The sequence below is a fragment of the Winogradskyella schleiferi genome (genome assembly GCF_013394655.1).
GTDB classification, from domain to species: domain Bacteria; phylum Bacteroidota; class Bacteroidia; order Flavobacteriales; family Flavobacteriaceae; genus Winogradskyella; species Winogradskyella schleiferi.
This window is the reverse complement of record NZ_CP053351.1, coordinates 2,787,199-2,810,958: the sequence shown is the minus strand read 5'-3', so window position 1 is coordinate 2,810,958 and position 23,760 is coordinate 2,787,199. Positions and strand designations below refer to the sequence as shown.

The following is a 23,760-nucleotide window of genomic DNA, read 5'->3' as shown; positions in this document are numbered from 1 at the left end:
TTAATAAAATATATTGGAAATTAGTTTTTAATAAAATGCTTAGAAATAATTGAATTGTTGGAGTAAATCTTTACAATATAAATACCATTTCGTAGGTTTGAAACATCAATAGTTTTTGAGTTTTCTTTAGTTAGTAATTGCTTTCCGGTAAGGTCATATATTAAAATTTCGTCAATGCTCTCATCGATATTTATATTTAAAACACGTTTAGTTGGGTTTGGGTAAATGGTTAGTTTATTATTATTTAGAATTGCTTCCTCATTGCTAAGCGTTATGTCATAAAATTCGCTTGCTGAGGTTATAACAATTGGCGCTGAATCAATCTTTCCGTTTATTGAAACAGTTAAAACATCTTCACCCTCACTTATTCCATCTATAAAACCAATAGCAGTATTCGTTGCATTGTTACTAGAGAATGAATAGGATATGTCTACCATAGATGTAATGTCTCTTTCTACACCATCAGAATAGTTTCCTGTTATTCTGATTGCAGTATCATTGTTCTCGGCAACATAGATTATGTTTTCCTGAATTTTAATACTCTCTAAAATTGCATCTGTTGTCACTATGATGTAAGTAGAGTCATAATCTGCATATCCGTTTTGGTCGAAGCCAGCACATACGATTTCTAATCTTCCAAGAGTATCTTCTGGTAATGTAAATAATACGGTGTCGGTTGTTGTGTTTTCAGATAAATTTGATTGAATAGATGTATCTTGACTTCCAATTGAAGTTAGAATGTTAATAATGCCAGAACTACCATTAGTTTCAATAGATACCACATCACCTGAATTAAACTCTGTATTGTCGATTGGACTAATAATCGTTAGCGTTTCATTTGAAACATAGTTCGCTGATCTTTGGTAGTTTAAATTATACTCTAAATCAGATGGGTAATATCCAAAATTATCAAAGAAAGCAACGTCTTCTGCTTTTTTATTTACTAGTTCTATGGATTTTGCTAAAACACCGGGATTTGGATCACCATTTGAAAGTGGGTCACCTGTGGAGCTATGCCATTGACTTGTATATGCAGAAAATTCTACACCGCCAACTTGACTTGAAAATGGAACCACCAAATCATTTATTTCATCATTAAATAAAAAATGTTTCATAGTAAAATCTACTATTTGTGTTTGGGCAGCCATCGCAAAACCAATGACCTTGGTATATTCGAGACCTAATCCTGTACTAGATTCCGTAGTAACAATAGAATGGAGACCTATATTGTCATAATTAGGAGAATTACTGTTATTGTTAAGTGAATTAATGAATGAACCATTTACTCTTAAATTGTCTATAGCGCCATTGGTAGGGTTGTGATTTAAATCGGTTAAAAATGGTGTTAAAAAATTAAATTCAGGATCAATCAATAAATCGGCCCATTGTGACCCTGAATGAGGTGTATTAAATGTTATTAATTTATTTACATCATTTTCATATTGGTTGCTTTGTATATAAAACCTACTCACCAATCCTCCCATGCTATGTCCAAATAAATCTATTTTTCCTGTAGAGTGATTATTTCTTATACATAAATCTTTCAATTGATTTTTTACATAATTTAATGTTGGAGCGTTTTCAAATACAAAAGCGTCATTAGTGTAGTTGAAGTGCTTGAGTTGGTAATTATGATACATTCCAGTTTCTAATAAAGCCGTTCGCATGTTACCAAATGCATCTGAACCATTAGACCATAAACCATGTACCATTAAAACAGGAGGTTTTACAATATCAATAGAAAATTCAAAATATACATCCTCGTTTAAAGTATCGAAAATTTCACAAGTCACTCTTAGGTTCTGTTCATTATTTGAATCTAAATTTTTTGGATGGTTGTATTGTATTTCGGTAAACTCTGAGGTCGTAGATAGGGTTTCAAAACTGCCATATCTATCAGTATCGTTGTTATTTGGATCTTCTTGAATCCTAAATATATGATTTTCATTACCGGCAAATCCATTCTGGAATATTGTAGCACTTGAGCCATCTGCTGAGACTGATAAGGAAAAGTAATCAAGTTCGGTTCTAACAGGTACGTCAGAACCGTTTTTTTCTATTTCATTAAACACTTTTAATAAAGGATCTTTTTCATATTTTAAAATAACACCTTGGGATCCTACAGCCCAACCTGTATTTTGATTATTAAAGAAAACACTTCTTAAATACGATGTGAAAGGTGTAATTTCTGAATCCCAAAAAATTCCGCCGACAGTACTTGTGATTATTGTTCCGCTTGGTCCAACGGCAATAATATTGTCTTCGGTTATATGATGAATAGATTGCAGAGATTGGTCAGTTGGGGATTCTTCCAAATACCAATTATCGCCTCCATTGTAGGTGTTGTATATTAATCCATTGCTCCCAATAGCTAATCCAATACCATTATTTTCGTTGGAAAAAGATACAGATCTAATACTTCCAAGATTGTTGGAGTTTGTATTATACCATGTGTTTCCACCGTCCGTTGTTTTAATTGCAAATCCATTTCCACCAGTAAAGCCAACTGCTACTCCATTAAGCCCATCGTAAAAATCCACGTCAAAAATAGTGCCTGCGTCTCCCGATGGTGAAGTTTTAGTGTACCATGTATCACCACCATCATTGGTATATTTTATTTGGCCTTCTTGTCCAACAATTACGCCATTGTTCAAATCGGCAAAGTCCATAGACCACCAAGGCAGCGTTCCATTACCAGCAGGATCGGCAGTCCATGTGGTTCCTCCGTCAGTTGTTTTATGTATTCTACCATTAATGCCTGAAGTACTTTTTCCAAATGCCCAGCCTACTGATTCATCTTTGAAGTAAATTCCATAATACCTAACATTAGGTATAGTATTTTTTAGAATCCAATTATCACCACCATCAGTGGTTTTTAAAATAGTGTTATTACCAGCTATCCATCCGATATCATTATTTAGAAAGAAAACATCATAAAGATTCTCTGAAAAGTTTTCGATGCCAACATCAAAGTATGTCCATTGAGAAAAAGAACTTTGACTTGTGAAAATCGCAAGAGTAAAAAAAAGTAGTAATCGTTTCATAATTTAAAGTGTTAATTAATAGCACAGTAAACTTACGAAACTAAATTTTTGACTTCAATACCTAGTAGTGGGTATTTATTGATTCAGGTAGTAATCCGGTTGTTTTATTAGTTCCAATTCTCGTCAAAATCCAAATTGTCATAATCATTGATGTCTAAATCGTCCTCAAACTCATTATAATCGTCTTCATCTTCTTCGGCTTCAAATGTTTTTTCTGGTGCTTCATCAGGAATCTGACCATGTACATACATTAGGTTAGGGTAATCTGTACCTTCAGCTTCTTCTACAATTTCACCGAGTTCCACATAGAATGTCCACATATTCATAAAATCGTACACGTAGATTAATCGTGTTGAGGCTTCATGAATCATATCTTTAATGATGGTTGTGCCCATCATCTTTACTTCATTGCCAGCTTCGCTCATATCCATCATGGCGATTTCCTCACCTTGGTTCCATTGCTCATCACTCATGTAAAACGACGCCATTTCCATGCCTTCAAACCCAAAAGATTGGGTAATAACATTATGAAGATCTTCCATTGTATCGCTTTCACGAATTTCTATATCGCGGAACACATCATCTTCGGTATCGTTATCCAGTATAACTCTAAATCTGTAAATCATGCTGCAAAGATAAGGTTTACATATTTTAAATCCCAAAAACTAAATCCCAAAAAAAACATCGAAAGTATGAATAAACACAAGACACGAATTTCACTAATGAGCACGAATTTTTTTAAATAGGTGTTATTTAAATTCACGCAATTAAATGATGGTTATTCTTTTTGCAATTTTGGATGCGTAGCACCTGTTTTATTAGTGTTAATTCATGAAATTAGTGTCTAAAAAAGATAGGCAAATTTTATTTGATTTTTTTGTCAGTAATACCTGAATTCCAACTTTGAGTACTTTAGGCACTTTAAATACTCTAGGCACTTAAAACTTTAAAAACTTTAGGCACTTTTTCATTTAGAAAACCGATGTAAAGTAAAAGTCATCAAACTTAATAAAATAAACGCACCTACTTGATGTGCTACGCCTAACCAAACAGGAACTGCATAAACAAGTGTTAAAACTCCAAGTAGAAATTGAATGCCTAGCATTATTAAAAGCCCATTAACACCTTTGTTTTGCCAAGAGGTTAATTGTTTTAGTTTCGCTTTATACCAAATAGCTAGGATGAAAATTACCACAACATAGGCCAATGTTCTATGTACAAATTGAACGCCACTTTTACCTTCTATGAAGTTGAGGTAAACCGGATTTTGCTCTATATAAACTGTTTCATGCATCAACTTACCTTCATTCATCAATGGCCAATGATTATGAATCCACCCAGCGTCTAATCCAGCTACAAAAGCCCCATAGATAATTTGAAGGATGAGAACGACTAAACCAATTCTTATGAAATTCCTGAATTTTTTGTCAATTGCCTTTTTATTGGGAAAGATTAAATCCAAAGCCACCCAAAATGTATAAGCGAAAGTTAAAAATGCCGTAGTCAAATGTGCAGCGAGTCGGTAATGACTAACATCTGGACGATCTACTAAACCACTTTTTACCATATACCAACCTAAAAATCCTTGGAAACCTCCCATCAACAGAAGTATAATGGATTTTTTTATGGTGGATTTGGAAAGCCGCTTTTTAATTAGAAAATATATGAAGGGTATTATAAAAACCAAACCAATAAACCGGCCAATAACGCGATGAATCCACTCCCAAAAATAGATGTCCTTAAATTCTTCTAAAGAAAAGTGATTATTGAGTTTTTGGTATTCTGGATATTGTTTGTACAATTCAAAAGCCTCGTTCCATTCTACTTCGTTCATTGGTGGAATGGTGCCGGAAATTAATTTATAGTTGGAAATGGACAGGCCAGAATGGGTTAATCTAGTGATACCACCAACAACAACCATAACGAATATTAGGAAACAACCTGTGAGTAACCAATAGATTACTGTTTTATTATCTTTTTTCATAGTCTTATTTCGTCAGTAGAATTATTTTTCTAAATGAATAGGCAAATCCAAATCCCAAATTCCAAATCATAAATCGTAATGCGTAAATCCTGAATCGTCAATCATCAACTGTCAATCCCAAATCTTTACCTTTCTGTATCATCAATTCAAAAGCTGCCTCATGTTCATTTGGAATCTCTCCTTCTAAAATAGCCTCTTTTATCGCTTCTTTAATTAAGCCAATTTCCCTCGAAGGCTTTAAATTAAAAGTTTCCATGATCTCTTCTCCAGAAACAGGTGGTTGAAAATTTCGAACCTGATCGCGCTCTTCAACTTCAACGATTTTGTCTCTTACTTTCTGGAAATTATGATGGTATTTTTTGAATTTTTTAGGATTTTTAGTCGTAATATCTGCTTCACAGAGTGTCATTAAATCTTCCACATGTTCGCCAGCATCAAACACCAAACGTCTTACGGCAGAATCTGTAACTTCTGAAGCCAAAACAATAGGTCTTGAACTCATTAGTACCATTTTCTGAACGAATTTCATTTTATCATTCAATGGCATTTTAAGACGTTTGAATAATTTGTAAACCATTTTTGAACCTACAAATTCATGGGCATGAAACGTCCAACCGATTTTTTTATGGAATTTTTTGGTTGGTGCCTTTCCAATATCGTGCAATAAGGCAGCCCATCGTAACCATAGGTTATCTGTTGTTTTGGCAATGTTATCAACGACTTCCAACGTATGGAAAAAATTATCTTTATGGCGTTGGCCTTCAACTTCATCGACACCTTTTAGCGCGGTCAATTCAGGAAGAATAAAATCTAAAAGACCAGTTTTTTCTAAATGGATAAAACCGATAGAAGGGGTTTGACTTTCTAAGATTTTATGCAACTCAACAACAATACGTTCTTTGGTGATTATTTTTATGCGTTCCTTATTGTCGCTAATGGCTTTATGGGAAGCGTTTTCAATTTTAAAATTCAATTGCGTTGCAAATCGAATAGCTCGCATCATTCGCAATGGATCATCACTATACGTAATATTAGGATCTAAAGGTGTCCGAATGATGCCTTTGTCTAAATCGCTGAGACCATTAAATGGATCTAAAAGCTCGCCAAGGTTGTTTTCATTCAAGCTCAAGGCTAAAGCATTGATGGTAAAATCGCGTCTGTTTTGGTCGTCCTCTAACGTACCATTTTCAACAATAGGGTTTCTGCTGTCTTCGTTATAACTTTCTTTTCTGGCACCAACAAATTCAATTTCAATGTCCTCATATAGCAACATGGCTGTTCCGTAGGTTTTGAATATTTGTACCTTGGGTTGATTTGGTAAATTTTTAGCGACTTGTTTGGCCAGTTCAATTCCGCTTCCAACAGCAACAATATCAATATCTTTGGCGTCACCACGTTCTAACAAATAATCGCGAACAAATCCACCGATGACGTAACTTTCTACTTGTAGTTCTTCAGCAGATTGGGTTATGTATTTAAATATGTTGTGTTTTAAAGCTTGTTTGTGGTTCATTATTTTTTGCTTCGAATATTGTTTTGTTTTGCCACGAATACACGAATTTTTTTGGTGTTCTACTTTGTTGGCTATTTGCTTGTACGTTAATTTGTTGATTATCTAACTGACGACGAAAATGTTCTTTATAATACTATTCTTTTATGGTCTAAAAAGTCTCTATGGAAATTAATTAAAAGAGCAAGTTTACATTCTGATTCCTTTAGATAATTGATACATTGTGCTAGATGTTTATCGGTTAAAAATTCAACAGTTTTTAATTCGAGTATAATTTTATCAAAAACTACAAAATCGGCATAAAACTTATGCTTCAAGACGATATCTTTATAATTTACCATATAACATTTTTCCCTTTCAAATGGAATATCCCTACACCTGAATTCATATTCTATGGCGTCTTTATAAACAATTTCTGCAAAGCCACTTCCTAAATTATTATATACATCGAAAAGTGCACCAATAATGGCATAGCTTTCATCCTTATAAATTATTTTCGACATATTAAATAAGTGTATTTGTGGCTGAAAAAAAGAATAATATCCGATTGAAACGTGTAAAACTTTTTAGCTTTGCAAAGATACGACAGTGCACTAATCTTTTAAAATGTAAGTCAAGCTTTTTCAGATATAAAAATTATTTTTTCTGCCACGAACACACTATTAGTTCTAATGGATTTGTTGTTTAATTAAGTAGGGTTGAATCAATCATTCGCATATATGATTAGGAAACAAGTATCCATTTCTTCATAAACATTCGTGTATTAGTGGCAGAAAAATCTAAAACTTTAAGTGATTAATATCTTTTTGCGCTTTTTCAAAATCTTCTGGTTTTCCAATATCCAACCAATATCCTGAAATTGAATAAGTGCTAATGTTTTTACCTTTTTCTAAAAGAACTTTAATTAAATCTGTGGCATCAAAAAAGGTGTTTTCAGGAATGAATTCTAGGCACACTCTTTTAAATATATAAATTCCCGCATTCAAATTATATGTGCTGGAATGTTTCACTTTTAAATTGGTCACAATGCCCTCATATGTTTCAACAACATCATGTGGAATATCTACATTATAAGGAACCGTTGCAATTAAGGCATCAGCTTTTTTAGAGAGAAAGTCTTTAAACACAGTATCTAAGTTTACGTTGGTCAACAGATCTGCATTCATAACTAAAATATATTCTTTTTTGAAATGGTCTTCCAGTTTCAAAGCGCCAATTGTTCCCAAAGATTTAGATTCTTCAATAAAATTGAATTCAATTTGATGCTTATTATTCGCTTTGAAATATGAAATAATCTGGTCACTCAGATAATTAACAGCAATATAAATATGTTTAATTCCACAAGAGGCGAGAAGGTCTGTGTTGTATTCTATTATAGGTTTACCGCCAACTTTTAAAAGTGGCTTTGGCGTATTTGCGGTCAATGGCATCAAACGTTTACCTTTCCCACCAGCCATAATTACAACATCTATTTTGCTATGCATCAATTACATTTTGTGATCTAAATATTTACCGGTTTCTTTATGGCTAAAGTTCGGTAATATTTTATGGAATATAGCGACTATTTCCTCTTTTGTCCACCTTTTTTTTGCTCTAAGATGGTTTATGGAATCAGAAAAATTTTCGAGTTGTTCTTTAAGATAAAAATCTCCATCATTTTTTATGATACCAATTGCCTTAAAACGCTCCATGTCTAATTTTTCGTTTTCGGTAAAAAAGATTTCTATATTTTTTTCTCCAGTAGTGTCACTTTCAGTCAATAAATAAGGCCATTTTTGTTGTTCAGCTAAGGTTTTGGCTAATTGCCTTGCTTCATTTTCATCTTTGCACAAATGTGGCTTATAACCCAAACTTTCAATATATTTTATAGCAATATCAGCAAAGCTGGTTAGTTGTAGGTTTTCATTCTGTTTTGGAAAAAATATATCATTATTCGCGCCAAATAGGCAGGACAGTAAACAGAGTTCTCCAGATTCTTTTGCAGTAATGAAATAGCGTTTAATATCGCTTGGCGCAACAATGGGTTGCTGTTTTTTTACGCGTTGCTCAAAGCTATGTAATAATGAACCATCTGAAAATGCCACATTAGCAAAGCGTGCTGTAGAAATGTTGATTGACTTACTTTTTTGAATCAAGTATAGTTCCATAATTCGTTTGGAAGCTCCCATCATATTCACAGGTTCTGTGGCTTTGTCCGTTGATACACAGAAATATTTTTTTACGCCATTTTCGATGGATTGCTGGATGGTTTTTTCAACATTGAAAATATTCACATCGATCATACGCATCAGTGTAAACGGATCCTCCTCGCTTCGCACGTGTTTTAATGCGGATAGATTCAACACATAGTCATATTTTCCGTCAGAAGCTATAAAGGCATCGTATGCAATCGAACCAATATCTAATGCAAAGGTTTTAAAATCACCATTAATATACCCGAAAGAACTTCTGATATCCCTGACCAATTCCACCAAATTATTTTCACTAAGATCTACAACATGAAGTTTAAGAGGGTTGCGCTTAAAAATTGTTTTGGTAACCGCTTGGCCAATTGTGCCAGCACCTCCTAAAATCAAAAATTTTGAATTTGAAATGATGCTGTTTATTTCATTGCCAAAGCTTGTCAAATCATATTCAAATAATTCGTTTTTCCTACCAATTAAGTTTAAAATGTTTTGTGGGATCGCCTGGTTATGATTCATGTAATGAACTCTTAAAATTGAATTTTTTGTTTCTGTTTTAATGATTCAGAGAGATGCACTCCTTTTAATACAAGCGGTAATAGAAACCATTTTTTAGGTTTTACTAAAAAACTAAGGCCATAGTAAAGTCTTAGAAAAACGTATTTAGAATAAGAATAGTTTTTCTTAATCACATAAAAATAGGACAAAAACCCCTCTTTACTGATAATTTTAGATGTCCCTGTACTTGCACCTTGATAGTGTGTAATCTTCGCATCAGGAACCAAAACACTGGTATAATTTAAACTTTGCATTCGATAGCAAATATCCATTTCCTCAAAATAAAGAAAAATGTTAGTATCAAACCCACCAACATCAGCAAAAACGCTACTTCTAAAAAACATAAAAGCGCCATTAACATAATTCACCGTAACAGGTTCTGTATATTCTTTTTTGCGCTTCGGGTGGTTTTTAGAAAAGTTCTTTTCCAAAAAACTACGACCAAAAATTAATTTTCTAATGCCCTTGTTATGGTCAAAGGAAATCACATGTTTGCCATGTTCGTCATAATTCTGTGCTGTAGAGACACCTACTTTTGGATGTGATTCCATATAGTTGAACAATATGTATAAGCAATCGTTTTGAAGAAAAGCGTCGTTGTTCAAAAACAACAAATACTTGGCTTTTGCAAATTGAACGCCCAACATATTTCCACCGCCAAAACCAGTGTTAATAACACTTCGTTTTAAAATGATGTTGTCTTGCCTTGGGAAATTGTTTTTTAAATAATTAAAATCGTCAATAGTAGAATTGTTATCTATAACAATAATGTCATAATTTATTGATTTATCAGTCAACTTTACAACAGAGTCTATGCAATCTAAAGTGTACTTGGATGTGTTGTAGTTAATTACAATTATAGAAATGTCCTTCATAATTACAAAAATAGGTAAACTGTAAAACTAATTTATATGATATAAAATAACATTGTTCAACTTTGTGTAAATTTGACCGTAACTAATAAAAAAATATGTGCGGAATAGTTGGGTATATTAATTTCTCTGAAGCTTTACCTCAGGAAGTTATTTATAACATGACACAAATGCTTCATCATCGTGGACCAGATGATTATGGTGTAAAGTCATTTAAAAATTTTAGTTATGAAGTTGCCCTTGGGCAGAAGCGTCTGTCCATACTGGACGTTAGTGCAGATGGACATCAACCTATGCAATACGAACATTATTGGATTGTCTATAATGGTGAGATATATAATTTTAAAGAGATTAAGGAAAAGCTTGAAAAACTTGGTCATCAATTCGTTTCTAAAAGTGATACTGAAGTTATTCTACATGCATTCAAAGAATGGGGAGAGCAGACCGTAGATCAATTTATAGGCATGTTTGCCTTTATGATTTACAATGAGAAAAAGGAAGAATTTTATATTTATAGAGATAGAGCAGGCGTTAAACCACTATATTATTATGAAAATGATAAAGGGTTTATGTTTGCATCAGAGTTAAAAGCATTTCATAAACATCCAAATTTTAAAAAGGAGATTGATCTGGACGCCATGGCTCAATTTTTTAAATATGAATTTATACACGCACCAAATTCCATATTTAAAAATGTTAAAAAGCTATTACCAGGTCATTTTTTAAAATACGATATTAAATCAAATTCTTTCACAATTCATCAGTATTGGAATGTTTTGGATTTTTACAAAAAACCAAAGCTCAAAGTAACTTATCAAGAAGCGAAAGCGCATCTAAAAGTGTTGATGAAAGATGCCTTTAAGTTGAGAATGGTATCTGATGTGCCAGTTGGTGTGTTTTTAAGTGGAGGATATGATAGTTCTATTGTGACAGCCATAATACAGGAATTAGAATCCCAAAAATTAAAGACATTTACTATTGGGTTTGATGATAAAAAGTACGATGAAAGTAAATATGCAAAGGAAGTTGCAGATTTATTAAACACAGATCATCATTCATTCACATGTACGGATAAGGAAGCATTGAGTATAATTCCTAAGCTTGCGGATTATTTTGACGAGCCTTTTGCAGATCCTTCTTTAATACCGACCATGTTATTAAGCCAGCGTACTGAAGAAAAAGTCAAAGTTTCTTTATCGGCAGATGGAGGGGACGAAATTTTTTACGGCTACAACCGCTACGAAAAAATTTATAAGTATTATTATAAGATGAAACGTTTAGGGCCTTTTACTAAAGTGCTTAGTTTTATAAAAAGAAAAAAGTTTACTGATAAATTTTATGCCGCAAACATAAGTAATAAAAATGCTACGGTTGAAATGCTAGATATACATCATCAAAAGTATAAGGACGCTTTTATTAATGATTTGTTTGTCGAAAAAATCAATAAGCTTCCGAATAATTTTACAAGTAGTGCTTATGACGATATTGACAAATTTCATCGCATTTTAGCCGTGGATTACACTACCTATTTACCAGATAATATTTTGGTAAAAGTAGATAGAGCTACCATGTCTGCGTCCTTGGAAGGTAGAGAGCCATTACTCGATCATAGGATTGTGGAATACGCAGCGCAATTGCCTATAGAATATTTATTTGATGTTAAAACCAAGACCAAAAAGCATATTTTAAGAGATATCTGCCATGATTATTTGCATAAAGATTTAATGAGTAGAAAAAAAACAGGGTTTACTCCTCCTATTGTAACTTGGCTTAGAACTGAGTTAAAGGAATTTGTTGATTGCACTTTGTCCAAGGAGGAATTAAATAAACATGGTTTGTTGAATATTGATCTGATTGAAAAAGCAAAAGAAGATTATTTTGAAGGTAATGATAACTTCTACAATTTAATATGGAATACTCTAGTTTTTCAATTGTGGTATAATAAATGGATGTTAAATGAATAAGAGAATAGTAGTATATACGGCACTTTTTGGAGATTATAGTGGACTTATTGAACAACCAAAATTCGATAATGTAGACTACATTTGTTATACAGATAGAACGGATTATAAATCAAAAACATGGAAAATAATTCATGTCGAACAACCTGTACCTAATGATAATACCCGAAGTAATAGGTATTACAAAATTCTGCCACATAAACATTTATCCAAGTCTTATGATGTAAGTGTTTATATAGACGGAAACATTCTAATATTGAAAGATTTTAGGACATTGGTAAAAGAAAAAATGCAAATAGCGAGTATGGCCTGTTTCGATCATAATCAGAATAAAGCTGATCCACGAGATTGTATTTATGAAGAATATGATGCCATCATGAATATAGTAGAAAATAATAATGTATTAGTGGATGATCCGAAAGTTATGAAGGCACAGATGGACCGATTTAGAGCAGAAGGATATCCTGAACATAATGGTTTAATTACGGCTCCTATTCTAATACGCAAACATTTCAATGAGAATGTCATAGAGCTTATGGAAGCTTGGTGGCATATTGTAAAGACAGAAAGTAAACGAGACCAATTGAGTTTTGATTATGCGAGATGGAAATTGAACTTTACACAATTATCCCTAATCGATGGTGCTGTGCGACGTGGAAATCCTTGGTTTTATACCATTTCCCATAGAGATAACTATAAATTAAAAGTCTTTAAGGTTAAACTAAAACGCTTTTTTGGATTTGAATAATCAATGCCAGAGCGATACGCCAACGTCCTTGCGTCGTAATTGTTTTACGAGTTGTTTTTCAAGCTTTTTGTATTTGTTTTGTTCGTCTTTAAAATACTGACTGTGAAATTCTATATACATATAATCCACATAATCTACCGCTTTAGTTTCTAACATGTTTTTTAGAACTTCATATTCAGCAGATTCAATATCCATTTTAATGATTATTTGACTATAACTATCTTTCTTTTTTATAATTAAATCAGCTAATGAAATTGCTTTTACCTTAGTGCTGTTCTCTTTATCTGCTTCATAAAACGTACTATTGTGAGAATCGATAACAGAGCCACCATCAGTCGTTTCGCCTCTATCATCTTCAACCAAACCAAAGAAGTGTAAATCGTCATAATTTATCCAAGCTGCAGCTTCTATAAATTCAATATTTTCATTCTGAAATTGTTCTTTCAAGATTTTCATACAATGAGGATTTGGCTCTATCATCACGGTATCATAAAACTCAGGTTTGAAAAAATCCTTAAAATAGGTATAACCTTGCCCTAAATTGGAACCACAATCAATAAACAGCCCTTTTTCTTTTGAGGCACTTTTAATTGGAAGGTTAGTTATACTATCATTAAACCTTTTCAATTCTATTTTTTTCTTAATCGACTTTGCTAGTCCCATATGTTAGTTTCTTAATAATTTTTTATAAACTTCAATATACTGTTTTGCAGCTTTATCCCAATTAAAATTTTTTGCGTGTGTAATATACTTTTCTGAAAGCGCTTTCTGGTTGTTTTCATAAGTATTTAAACCATCAATAACTTCCTTGGCCATATATTCTGGTTCATAATGGTTCCAATAAAACGCATCTTTACCACCTATTTCTGGTAATGATGTGTTATTGGATAAAAATACGGGTTTACCAAAACGCATCGCTTCAATTGGTGGAATCCCAAAACCTTCACGCAACGAAGGAAATACAAAAGCCACACAGTTTTTTAAATAATATTGTTTGTCCCGATCACTAATTTTACCTGTAATTATAATACGATCTTTAAGATCCAATTGTGTAATGGTATCGTTAAGTTTTCCATTGGCATAGGCAGTATTGTTGTTTCCAGAAAGTATCAAATCAAAATCTGGAAGGTGTTTTAGCATTGCAACTAAAGTATGAAAATTTTTACGATCCGTGAATTCCCCAATACTGAATAAATACGGACGATTGGTGGTTACTTTTGGCTTATGCGTTTCAGGTAGCGTAATATTGTCGATCGGGTTTCCATTATGGATGACATATTCTGGTACATCAGGTACCTTAAAGTATTGATGTGTAGATTGCTTTGCGTATTCTGAAATGTAGGTAATAGCGTGGCTTCTATTAAGTTTTTTTTGAAATCTCAAATTTACCTCATGGTCTAAATCCTGAGAAACTTCATCAATAAAATTTACGTCATGTACCGTTAACAGATAGGGAATATCATAAAAAGGCTCAATTTTAATATTCTGATTGAGACAGTGCCACACATCATATTTTTTTTTGATTTGAAATAAGCGATGCCTTCTAAGTGAATTATATGTTTTATAATTAAAATAGTCGCCAAATTCGGATTTGAGAGGCTGTATATCTTTCGCATGAAGCGTCATTTTGAAATCTTCAACTTCTGCATTATAAAGTCCTTTAATGAGATGATAATTGAACTGTCCAAAACCAAAATGAAGATTTTTTATATTATGGGATTCAAGAAAGATGTGTTTCATTATGCTGTGGTTTTGTGCAATTCCCGCAATTTAGCATATTTTAAGAAGGTAATGTTGGCGGTTTGGTAACAAATCATAAAACCATTGAAACCATCTAAAAAACCTAATCTTAAAATGTAAGATTTAAAAAATGCCCAAGTCGGATTAAACATAATTTTCCAGATTGTTGCTTTCTTCCCTTTATCAAAATAGGCTTTCGCTGCAATGGTTGAGAAATACTCTGTTTTTTGGTTGAATTCAGAATAAGTCTGATACGTTTGGTGTAAAATATCACCTTTTAAATGGCTGGTTTTTTTAGTAGCATCAAATAGTTGCACATTATCATGCGGATTCATGCCTTGCCAATTTCCTTTCCGTCTATCAAAAATCCGTAATTTCTTATTTGGGTACCAGTCGGAATGTTTGATCCATTGTCCACAAAAATTATTGAGTCGATTAGCATAATAGCCATCAAATTTCCAATTGGATTTTAGTTCAATAATAGATTTTTGAAGTGTTGAGGATAAGGCTTCATCACCATCTAATGAAACGACATAATCATAAGAGGCTTGCGCCAAGGCAATATTCTTTTGTTCGATATAACCTAGGAATTCTTGTTCAATAAATTTTACGTTAAACTTAATGCAAATAGCTTTTGTGTTATCTGTTGAAAAAGAATCGACAATCACAATTTCGTCAACGACATCTTCCAGCGATTCCAAACACTGCTTTATATGTCGTTCTTCGTTATACGTAATTATTACACCAGATAGCTTTACCATAATTATCTCAAGTTTCTGTAATGAAGCCAAAGGTATAAATAACGTTTAAACACTTTAAACGCTTGTAAATAGGAATAAATAAAACCTTCCTTACCATCCAAAAACCCCAGTTTAAAGACATAATGCTTCATTAAACTACCAAAAGGTTTTATTAAAAAATGATAGAGATTAGGTCTTAAATTTTTCTGGGCTAAAGTGTTAGCTTCGTTTTTAGCTTGTTTGGTCAGTGTGGCATTAAACCGATCAAAACATATATAATCCGTAATTATCGGGTTCTTTAATGTTTTGGTTTTTGTTGAAGTATCGCCAACATGGTTTAATCTGTCTTTTAATATGCGAGTACTATCGGCATGTTTTAAAACCTTTCCCATAAAAGACAACTTTGATTTGATAGAGTAATTTCCATTTGAATTGGAGTCTACAATATCAATTATTTCATTACTTAAAGCTTCTGAAATGCGCTCATTAGGTTTTAAACATAAAATCCAAGGATGTGATGCTTTAGATAGCGCAAAAGGTTTTACAATTTCAAAATCCATAAAATCGCCCGAAAAAACAAACGCACTTTTTGATTTAGCAATTTGAATTGTAGCGTCGTTACTATGGTTATCCAGTACAATAATTTCATTGGCAAACTGGCAGTTTGCTATAAAATCAGCAATGATATCTTCATCATTATAAGTAAGGGCGACAACGCTAATCATTCAATTAAAAATAATACTTTTGTGTAAAGCAAAAACAAAAGTAACACTTTTAGGCTTATGACAAGATTGCCCATATTAATGTATCATAATGTTTCCAATGATAAAAATAGTAATGGACTTACCATTTGGGCAAACAATCTTGAAGAGCAGTTTAAATATTTAAAAGACAATGGTTTTGAAAGCTTTCATTTTTCTAAATTAGAGCGCATTAAGGAAAACCAAAAATCACTTCCAAAGAAAAGTGTAGTCATAACGTTTGATGATGTTTATGTCAATCAATTAGAGCTAGCTTATCCACTCCTAAAAAAATATAATTTAAAGGCCACTTTTTTTATACCCTTCAAATATGTTGATGCAGTGGATTCATGGAATACCAATGAAGCAAAAATAATGTCGGTAGCACAGTTAAAGTCTATGGATTCTGATATCATTGAATTAGGCCTGCATTCATTTCATCATAACAATTATAACGATATTTCAATTTCAGAAATTGAAAAAGACTTTGAAGCCTGCTTTGAATTTATCGAACAACACAATTTGAAGGTCGAAAATATATTAGCTTATCCTTATGGCAAATTCCCACGAAAAAATCCAAAGCAACGTGAGTTTTTTAACCAATTAGAACAACAAAATATTACCTATGGTTTACGTATCGGCAATCGTGTGAATCGTTTTCCTTTTAAGGATAATTATCAAGTACAACGAATCGATATTAAAGGAGAGGATAGTTTAAAAACGTTTAAACTAAAACTGAAGTTTGGCAAACTGCGCTTATTTTAATCCAGTAATTTTATTTGATGCCACGTTTTAGCAACATGAGTTTAGCATATCTCGAAAACACACCATAGGCATTTACACCAGCAATAGCCATTCCTGGAATCCCATCCCTAAAACCGCCACGAATTATATAACTATGAAAAAAGCGGTAAAATGGCTTAAATGCTAAATGGAAATAAGTGGCTTTTTTACCCTTATCAAGCATTTGTTGTGCCTGAAACCATGCATAAGTATCTTTCTTCTCGATGTAATGTTCTAAACCTTTGTACGTATAATGCAGCACATGGTGTTTTAATTTTCCAACGGAACCATCAACAATTAATTTTTCGTGTACACTGCCTTCAAAATGACATTTTTCCCTGACCACCAAACGTGTCACATCATTACTGTGATGAAACAGAAAACGATTCATATAGAAATGTGGAAAATTAAGTTTATAGGCGGTATGTTTTCCATTATTGATGGCATCAATGATCTCAAGTTGAAGCGGATAGGTAATACGTTCGTCGGCATCTAAAAATAAAACCCAGTCGCAAGTCGCAAACTGTAAAGCGTGATTTTTTTGATTTGAAAAGTTATCAAATTGGCGTTCAACGATTTTACAATTATACTGTTTGGCAATTTCAACCGTTTTATCAGTGCTGAAGGAATCTACAACAATAATTTCATCGGCAAATTTTACAGAATATAAAGCACGAGCAATGTAGGCTTCTTCGTTGTAAACTGGAATTATGACGGAAAGTGTTTTCATATTTCAATACAAAAGTACATAATTTATGGTTGTAATTAATTCCTTAAATTTGCATCAAAATTGCTAATGAATATGACGCATTTATCCATATCTGTAATAGTAAGTACTTATAATTCTGTCGACTGGTTACAAAAGGTTTTAGAAGGGTACAAACATCAGGCGTACGATCATTATGAAGTTATCGTTGCTGATGATGGTTCTGGAGAAGAAACACGTCAACTTATTGAAAGCTATCAGGCAGATTATCCTGTGAAGTTACGCCATATTTGGCATGAAGATTTAGGCTATCGTCGTCAAGAGTTGCTTAATAAGGTGATCATGCAAACCGAATACGATTATATTTTAATGACCGATGGCGATTGCATACCACGAAAGGATTTTTTGGCCGTCCATGCTAAATTTGCTGAAAAGGGTTATTTTCTTTCAGGTGGTTATTGTAAATTAAATATGCCTTTGAGTAGAGCCATAGATACAGAACATATTGCCAAAGAAGATTGTTTTGATGTCAAATGGTTAAAATCTAATGGTGGATTGCAAAGTAAAAATGCATTAAAAATAAGTGCAGGCGAAACCTTGGCTACATTTTTAGATTTTGTAACACCAACTGGTGCGACCTTCAATAATTGTAATTCTAGTGCATGGAAGGAAGATTTAATAGCTATAAATGGTTACGATGAACGCATGCAATATGGCGGACCAGACCGTGAACTCGGAGAGCGTTTAATGAATTACGGGATTAAACCTAAGCAAATCCGCCACCAGGCGATATGTTTACATTTGGATCATAAAAGAGGCTATAAAACTAAAGAATCCCTGGATCGAAACCTTCAAATCCGAAAGGATGTAAAAACCCAAAAATTGACTTGGACTGATTTCGGAATTGTTAAAAAACAATAAATGCCTCAGCTTTCAGTCATTATTAGTACTTATAATCAGCCTAAATGGTTGGAGAAAGTCTTAATTGGCTATCAACAGCAATCATTTAAAGATTTTGAAATTATCATTGCCGATGATGGTTCTTCCAAGGAAACCGAAAAGGTAGTAACTGATTTCGTGTCTCGTTCGGATTTAAAAATTACGCATTGCTGGCAAGCGGATCATGGCTTTCAGAAAACAAAAATTTTGAACAAAGCCATTGTAGCTTCTGCATCTGATTATTTGTTATTTACGGATGGCGACTGCATTCCACGTAACGATTTTGTTGAGAAACATTTCAAATTAAGACAACCTAAATCTTTTTTGTCTGGTGGTTACTTTAAATTGCCTAAGACCATTTCAGAATCAATAGCTGAAGATAACATCATCAGTCAAGACTGTTTTAAAAGTGATTGGTTATTGAGCCATGGATTAAAAAAGACATTTAAACTTAATAAGTTGACGTCTAAGGGTTTTAAGGAGAAGTTCTTAAATAATGTAACACCAACCAAAGCCACTTGGGACGGTATGAATGCTTCAGGATGGAAGACCGATATTGTTGCTGTAAACGGTTTTGATGAGCGTATGGAATATGGTGGAGAGGATAGGGAACTTGGTGAACGCTTAATGAATTCAGGTATAAAACCAATCCAAATTCGATATAGTGCCATTTGTTTGCATTTGTTTCATGAGCGTAGCTATAAAAATGAACCAACTATCGCAAAAAATAAAGCAATTAGAAAAGAAACAAAAACCCAAAAAAGGAAGTGGACAGATTTAGGTATAAAAAAGAGTTAAACTTTTTTATAAACACCAACTTTCCAATAGGTAGATTCTCGGTCTGTATCTACTTTTTCAAAATTAAGTTGCTGTATTTTAGACGAATTATTTATTAATTGCCAACAGTCCGTTCCTTCCTTATATATTGAAACGATTAAAATACCTTCGGAATTTAATTTTCCAATAAACCGATCTAATACGTCTTGTTTCAAATCATTATGAACATAATAAAAGGCTTCGTTAAAAACAATAACATCAAAGGTCTCTTCAGGAGTATACGTATGGATATCAGCAACCAAATTAACTGAATTTTCAAGGTTTTTCGTTTTGGCGATATCAATAGAGGCACTTGAAAAATCCACGTTAAAAAACGTTTTATATTCATTTTTATTAAGCCTTTGGTTTAGTACAGCTTCGCCTGCACCTAAATCTAAGATTGATGGATTTGTCGTAGCATAAGTTTTTATATAATCTACAATTTTATGATATCTACTAGACTCGCGTTCATCATTCAAATACTTCCATTTGCCTTTTTTATATTGTTTATTCCAACGCATTTTTCTGCGCCAATGATGAAACCTGTCTATGAAAGATAGTTTGTGCATATATCTAAAAATTATGTTTTAAAAACGTATCTAGAATAGGTATAATAAGTTCGGGAGTTAATTGTTTGTATAAAAAAGAAGGGTCTTCTTCTATTTTTTTACGTTGTGCTCTGTCTGTGGAAAATAAATCTGGTTTTTCGTCCAGTAGGTGTACCGAGGTATGTGTCTTTCCATCTTCAAAACTTGCCCAATGGTCTTTTAAAACATAAGGGGAAAAAATGGTAAAAGTAGGTTTGTTCAATGCTTTTGCAATATGTACCGTCCCACCTTCATTGGCAATTAATAATTTACATTTGTTCATTAATTGAATGAACCCACGGATGCTATCCTCATAAACATCAAAAATTATCCTATCCTTATGTTTGCAGCTGTTATAAATGCTTTCAGCATCTTCTTTCTGGTGTGGTGAATAATTGAATAAAGCATAGACATCATAGTGCTCTGTTACAAAATCTATGATTGCGGTTATATGCTCATAAGGCATCGATTTTTGCGGTGTGCTTCCCAATATGCCAAACATAATAACAGGTTTGTCATAAGCATTGAGTTTGTCATAATTTTGCTCTTCCTTGGTTAAATATATTTTTGGTTCATAAATGGGGTTTTCAAGAGGAAAAACAGAATTCACTAAGTTGACGCGGTCTTCAATGGATTTTCCGCATGGAAGGGATTTTTCCTTTAAAAACGGTACGTTATGCGTATAAAAAGATAATGGCGGATTTTTATCCCGTTTTTTATAGCCCACTCGTATGTCTGCACCAGATAATAAACTGATGATTCGACTTTGAAATTTAGCATAAGGATCAAAGATAATGTCATATTCTTTTTTTCTAACCTGTAAAGCTGTTTTAATAAGGTTGGGTATTTTTTTTAGTTCCTTTTCTTTAATTTCAATGATATTGTCAATGGCAGGATTCTGCTCTATAACACCAGTCGTGTAATCATAAACCATATAATCAATTATTGCATCCGGAAACACAGTTTTAATGTTAGTTGCAATTAAAGAGGCTAAGAGTACATCGCCTATACGCTTATTTTGAATGACAAGTATTTTTTTCATTATATGAGATAAAACCTATATTCGCAAAGTATTACATTTTTTAATGTTTTAAAACTAAAATGAAACAATTATACCTTCATTCAGACTATAAGTTTTTAGAAAAAGAAGTTTTAGAGTTTATAGAAAATTTTGATTCACGTGGCGAATATGTCGTAAAAGGAGAACGAAATTCTATAAAAAAGGAAACCCTTCAGAATGAAACGCTAAATGTAAAACAATACAAAATTCCCAATTTTTTTAATGCTTTTATTTATAAATATATTCGTAAATCGAAAGCCAGGCGCTCGTTTGAATATGCTTCAATTTTAATTGAGAAAGGTATATTGACCCCATTTCCGATTGCCTATTATGAAGAAACTACCGCCTTTGGTTTAAGAAACAGCTATTATGTAAGTCAACAAGTTGAGTACGATTTAGACTTTAGAGTATTGATTCACGATTTGAATTATCCAAATAGAGATGAAATTTTAAGACAGTTTACAGCCTTCACCTTTAAGCTTCATGAAAACAATATCAATTTTTTAGACCATTCACCAGGAAACACCTTAATTGTTGATAACGAAGATGGAAACTACGACTTTTATCTTATTGACTTAAATCGGATGCGTTTTGAACCTATGGATTTTAACAAACGTATGCATAATATAAGACGTTTGTGGCCATCAAAAGCGATGATAAAAATCATGGCAAAGACCTATTCCAAACTCTACAACAAATCCTACGAAAGCACGCATGCCTTAATGTTAATACACGCTAGGGATTTTCAAAGAAAAATTGATAGTAAAAAATTACGTCGTTCTGGACGAAAGATAAAATTTAAGTCTTAAAAGTTGATAATTATTTTCAGTATGAGTGAGCACTGTAAACTGCTACTGAATACTGTTAACTTTTTCAGACCGCTACATCATACTCACGTAAAGCATCGTTCAATGACGTTTTCTTATTAGTACTTTCTTTACGTTTACCAATAATCAATGCACAAGGCACTTGGTATTCGCCTGCAGCAAACTTTTTGGTATAGCTTCCAGGAATCACAACGGAACGTGCAGGAACAACACCTTTGGTTTCCACAGGTTCATCTCCAGTAACATCAATAATTTTGGTACTCATAGTTAAGACCACATTAGCCCCTAAAACAGCTTCTTTTTCAACACGTACCCCTTCAACAACTATGCAACGACTACCAATAAAAGCACCATCTTCAATAATTACAGGAGCAGCTTGTAAAGGTTCTAAAACGCCGCCAATGCCAACACCTCCAGACAAATGCACATTTTTACCAATTTGCGCACAACTTCCAACAGTTGCCCAAGTATCTACCATCGTACCTTCATCTACATAAGCACCAATATTTACATAACTCGGCATTAAAATAGTACCGGAAGAAATATAAGCGCCATGTCTTGCCACGGCATGTGGCACAACACGAATCCCTTTAGCAGCATAACCGCGTTTCAGGGGAATTTTATCGTGATATTCAAAAATGCCGACTTCAAAAGTTTCCATTTTTTGAATTGGGAAATACAAAACCACAGCTTTTTTTACCCATTCATTTACCTGCCATCCATTATCAGTGGGTTCTGCAACGCGCAATGTCCCAGCATCGACTAGGTCAATGACACCTCTGATAGCATCAATGGTGACTTTATTAGTTAAAAGAGAACGGTCTTCCCAAGCATTTTCTATAACGGATTGTAATTGTTTCATGTGATTTTGTTTATTGTTTAATCAGCGGTCATATAGAACTTGCAATTCATCATTACTATTAATGAAATGCTTCCTTCATGTTCGTATTATATCAAATTTAACCCAAAGATAAGTCCATAAATACCTTTGGAAAAATATTTTAAAATTTATTTGATATAATTGTGACCTCTTCAAAAAAATGGTGTCTAAATAGTATTAAATGGAAGATAATTTAGTTCTAATAACGTTATCTGAGAATTTAATTAATAGCTAATTCAGAAAACCCCTTTCCCCTTTGACTTAAGGGGTTTTCTTTTTTGTGAAAAATTGGGATACTTGTGACCTAGATAAAAACAAGGTGTCTTATAAGCAATTGATTTAATGATTTATTTATAAGAGGGAATAATATCATAATAATTGGTTTGTATAGATTGGTTACCTACTAACGCTTCTTTTTTTAAGGAAGCGTTTTTTTTGAGTGAAACTCAAATTTTAGAAGTCCTAAGGACGCACTAAAAATTGTTAGCTGAACTAATCCCGCTCCTGTGCTGAACTTGATTCAGAATCTAGCGGGATCTTTTGTTTGCTATAATCTTGTTTAAAATTTTTATTCAATTTAAAAAGTTTAATCCAGTTCTATAGTACCTTTGTAATTATGGGACGAATTTTAGCCATTGATTTTGGTACAAAGCGAACAGGCATAGCAGTCACGGATGAAATGCAAATTATTGCATCAGGCCTTACAACAGTTGATTCCAAAGATCTACTTGACTTTTTAAAAGATTATGTATCAAAAGAAAACGTCGACAAGATAGTCGTGGGTTTACCTAAACAAATGAATAATACAGCTTCTGAAAGTGAAGTTTATATTCAGAAATTTTTGATAAAATTGGCAAAGGCTATTCCTGATATTCCAATAGATCGTGTTGATGAACGTTTTACCTCGAAGATGTCGATTCAAACGATGATTGATAGTGGCTTAAAGAAAAAACAGAGACGTAATAAAGCCTTAATTGATGAGATTAGTGCGACGTTGATTCTACAGAGTTATCTTTCTAGTGTGCAGTAGGTGGAAGTAGTCTCAGTCGCAGTCTCAGTGTCCAGAAAAAAATGTAAAGTAA

23 protein-coding genes are annotated in these 23,760 nt (G+C 33.0%); 7 read left to right on the top strand and 16 right to left on the bottom strand.

Annotation, left to right across the window (positions count from 1 at the left end; translation table 11 throughout):
• Positions 1-20: 20 nt before the first annotated feature.
• The 8 genes from HM990_RS12245 to HM990_RS12210 form a co-directional block, all read right to left on the bottom strand.
• Complete coding sequence (locus HM990_RS12245; protein WP_178989217.1) at positions 21-3,044, bottom strand: YCF48-related protein; 3,024 nt, start codon at positions 3,042-3,044, stop codon at positions 21-23.
• Positions 3,045-3,151: 107 nt separating this feature from the next.
• Positions 3,152-3,670 carry an IS1096 element passenger TnpR family protein gene (locus tag HM990_RS12240; RefSeq protein ID WP_178989216.1) on the bottom strand — a complete coding sequence of 173 codons (519 nt, stop codon included), beginning with the start codon at positions 3,668-3,670 and terminating at the stop codon, positions 3,152-3,154.
• A 341-nt stretch (positions 3,671-4,011) separates the two neighbouring features.
• Complete coding sequence (locus HM990_RS12235; RefSeq protein ID WP_178989215.1) at positions 4,012-5,028, bottom strand: COX15/CtaA family protein; 1,017 nt, start codon at positions 5,026-5,028, stop codon at positions 4,012-4,014.
• A 97-nt stretch (positions 5,029-5,125) separates the two neighbouring features.
• On the bottom strand, positions 5,126-6,541 hold the full coding sequence (locus HM990_RS12230; protein WP_178989214.1) for a CCA tRNA nucleotidyltransferase: 1,416 nt from the start codon (positions 6,539-6,541) through the stop codon (positions 5,126-5,128).
• Positions 6,542-6,666: 125 nt separating this feature from the next.
• Entirely contained in the window at positions 6,667-7,041 is a 375-nt protein-coding gene (locus HM990_RS12225) for a GxxExxY protein (protein WP_178989213.1), read from the bottom strand.
• Positions 7,042-7,317: 276 nt separating this feature from the next.
• Positions 7,318-8,022, bottom strand: coding sequence for a sugar phosphate nucleotidyltransferase (locus HM990_RS12220; RefSeq protein WP_178989212.1), 705 nt, complete (start codon positions 8,020-8,022; stop codon positions 7,318-7,320).
• 3 nt (positions 8,023-8,025) lie between these two features.
• A complete protein-coding gene (locus HM990_RS12215) occupies positions 8,026-9,240 on the bottom strand; it encodes a UDP-N-acetylglucosamine 4,6-dehydratase (RefSeq protein WP_178989211.1) in 1,215 nt (404 codons plus the stop codon).
• Positions 9,241-9,251: 11 nt separating this feature from the next.
• Complete coding sequence (locus HM990_RS12210) at positions 9,252-10,154, bottom strand: glycosyltransferase family 2 protein (RefSeq protein ID WP_178989210.1); 903 nt, start codon at positions 10,152-10,154, stop codon at positions 9,252-9,254.
• Positions 10,155-10,249: 95 nt separating this feature from the next.
• Between HM990_RS12210 and asnB the strand changes: the two genes are divergently transcribed.
• Together asnB and HM990_RS12200 are read left to right on the top strand one after the other, a co-directional pair.
• Complete coding sequence (gene asnB / locus HM990_RS12205) at positions 10,250-12,115, top strand: asparagine synthase (glutamine-hydrolyzing) (RefSeq protein ID WP_178989209.1); 1,866 nt, start codon at positions 10,250-10,252, stop codon at positions 12,113-12,115.
• Positions 12,108-12,860: a glycosyltransferase domain-containing protein gene (locus tag HM990_RS12200; protein ID WP_178989208.1), complete on the top strand. Its 753-nt coding sequence runs from the start codon at positions 12,108-12,110 to the stop codon at positions 12,858-12,860. Before asnB ends, HM990_RS12200 begins: the two co-directional genes overlap by 8 nt.
• On the opposite strand, the gene HM990_RS12195 is transcribed toward HM990_RS12200, so the two are convergent.
• From HM990_RS12195 to HM990_RS12180, 4 genes are read right to left on the bottom strand one after another with little or no spacing between them, the layout of a single operon-like run.
• Positions 12,861-13,523 (bottom strand): FkbM family methyltransferase, encoded by a 663-nt coding sequence (locus HM990_RS12195; RefSeq protein ID WP_178989207.1) that lies wholly within the window; start codon positions 13,521-13,523, stop codon positions 12,861-12,863.
• 3 nt (positions 13,524-13,526) lie between these two features.
• Positions 13,527-14,600: a glycosyltransferase family 4 protein gene (locus HM990_RS12190; RefSeq protein ID WP_178989206.1), complete on the bottom strand. Its 1,074-nt coding sequence runs from the start codon at positions 14,598-14,600 to the stop codon at positions 13,527-13,529.
• Complete coding sequence (locus HM990_RS12185) at positions 14,600-15,361, bottom strand: glycosyltransferase family 2 protein (RefSeq protein WP_178989205.1); 762 nt, start codon at positions 15,359-15,361, stop codon at positions 14,600-14,602. Before HM990_RS12185 ends, HM990_RS12190 begins: the two co-directional genes overlap by 1 nt.
• Positions 15,362-15,363: 2 nt before the next feature.
• Positions 15,364-16,065: a glycosyltransferase family 2 protein gene (locus HM990_RS12180; protein WP_178989204.1), complete on the bottom strand. Its 702-nt coding sequence runs from the start codon at positions 16,063-16,065 to the stop codon at positions 15,364-15,366.
• A 57-nt stretch (positions 16,066-16,122) separates the two neighbouring features.
• Between HM990_RS12180 and HM990_RS12175 the strand changes: the two genes are divergently transcribed.
• Positions 16,123-16,845 (top strand): polysaccharide deacetylase family protein, encoded by a 723-nt coding sequence (locus tag HM990_RS12175; protein WP_178989203.1) that lies wholly within the window; start codon positions 16,123-16,125, stop codon positions 16,843-16,845.
• A gap of 10 nt (positions 16,846-16,855) precedes the next feature.
• Here the strand turns inward: HM990_RS12175 and HM990_RS12170 are convergent, their stop codons facing one another.
• The gene (locus HM990_RS12170) at positions 16,856-17,593 is read right to left on the bottom strand and encodes a glycosyltransferase family 2 protein (protein WP_178989202.1); all 738 of its coding nucleotides are present in this window, start codon (positions 17,591-17,593) and stop codon (positions 16,856-16,858) included.
• 72 nt (positions 17,594-17,665) lie between these two features.
• On the opposite strand from HM990_RS12170, the gene HM990_RS12165 reads away from it, so the two are divergent.
• Together HM990_RS12165 and HM990_RS12160 are read left to right on the top strand one after the other, a co-directional pair.
• On the top strand, positions 17,666-18,490 hold the full coding sequence (locus HM990_RS12165; protein ID WP_178989201.1) for a glycosyltransferase family 2 protein: 825 nt from the start codon (positions 17,666-17,668) through the stop codon (positions 18,488-18,490).
• Positions 18,491-19,306, top strand: a complete 816-nt coding sequence (locus tag HM990_RS12160; RefSeq protein ID WP_178989200.1) for a glycosyltransferase family 2 protein — start codon at positions 18,491-18,493, stop codon at positions 19,304-19,306. It begins immediately after the preceding gene.
• Here the strand turns inward: HM990_RS12160 and HM990_RS12155 are convergent.
• Both HM990_RS12155 and HM990_RS12150 read right to left on the bottom strand, forming a co-directional pair.
• On the bottom strand, positions 19,303-19,893 hold the full coding sequence (locus tag HM990_RS12155; protein ID WP_178989199.1) for a class I SAM-dependent methyltransferase: 591 nt from the start codon (positions 19,891-19,893) through the stop codon (positions 19,303-19,305). The genes HM990_RS12160 and HM990_RS12155 overlap by 4 nt on opposite strands.
• Positions 19,894-19,897: 4 nt before the next feature.
• Entirely contained in the window at positions 19,898-20,953 is a 1,056-nt protein-coding gene (locus HM990_RS12150) for a glycosyltransferase family 9 protein (protein WP_178989198.1), read from the bottom strand.
• Between the two features lie 59 nt (positions 20,954-21,012).
• Here HM990_RS12150 and HM990_RS12145 point away from each other — a divergent pair, with 59 nt between their 5' ends.
• Positions 21,013-21,780 carry a lipopolysaccharide kinase InaA family protein gene (locus tag HM990_RS12145; protein WP_178989197.1) on the top strand — a complete coding sequence of 256 codons (768 nt, stop codon included), beginning with the start codon at positions 21,013-21,015 and terminating at the stop codon, positions 21,778-21,780.
• Between the two features lie 64 nt (positions 21,781-21,844).
• Here HM990_RS12145 and HM990_RS12140 read toward each other — a convergent pair whose 3' ends face one another.
• Positions 21,845-22,660 (bottom strand): 2,3,4,5-tetrahydropyridine-2,6-dicarboxylate N-succinyltransferase, encoded by an 816-nt coding sequence (locus HM990_RS12140; protein ID WP_178989196.1) that lies wholly within the window; start codon positions 22,658-22,660, stop codon positions 21,845-21,847.
• A 634-nt stretch (positions 22,661-23,294) separates the two neighbouring features.
• Here HM990_RS12140 and ruvX point away from each other — a divergent pair.
• Positions 23,295-23,708 (top strand): Holliday junction resolvase RuvX, encoded by a 414-nt coding sequence (ruvX, locus tag HM990_RS12135; protein ID WP_178989195.1) that lies wholly within the window; start codon positions 23,295-23,297, stop codon positions 23,706-23,708.
• The last annotated feature ends 52 nt before the right edge of the window (positions 23,709-23,760 follow it).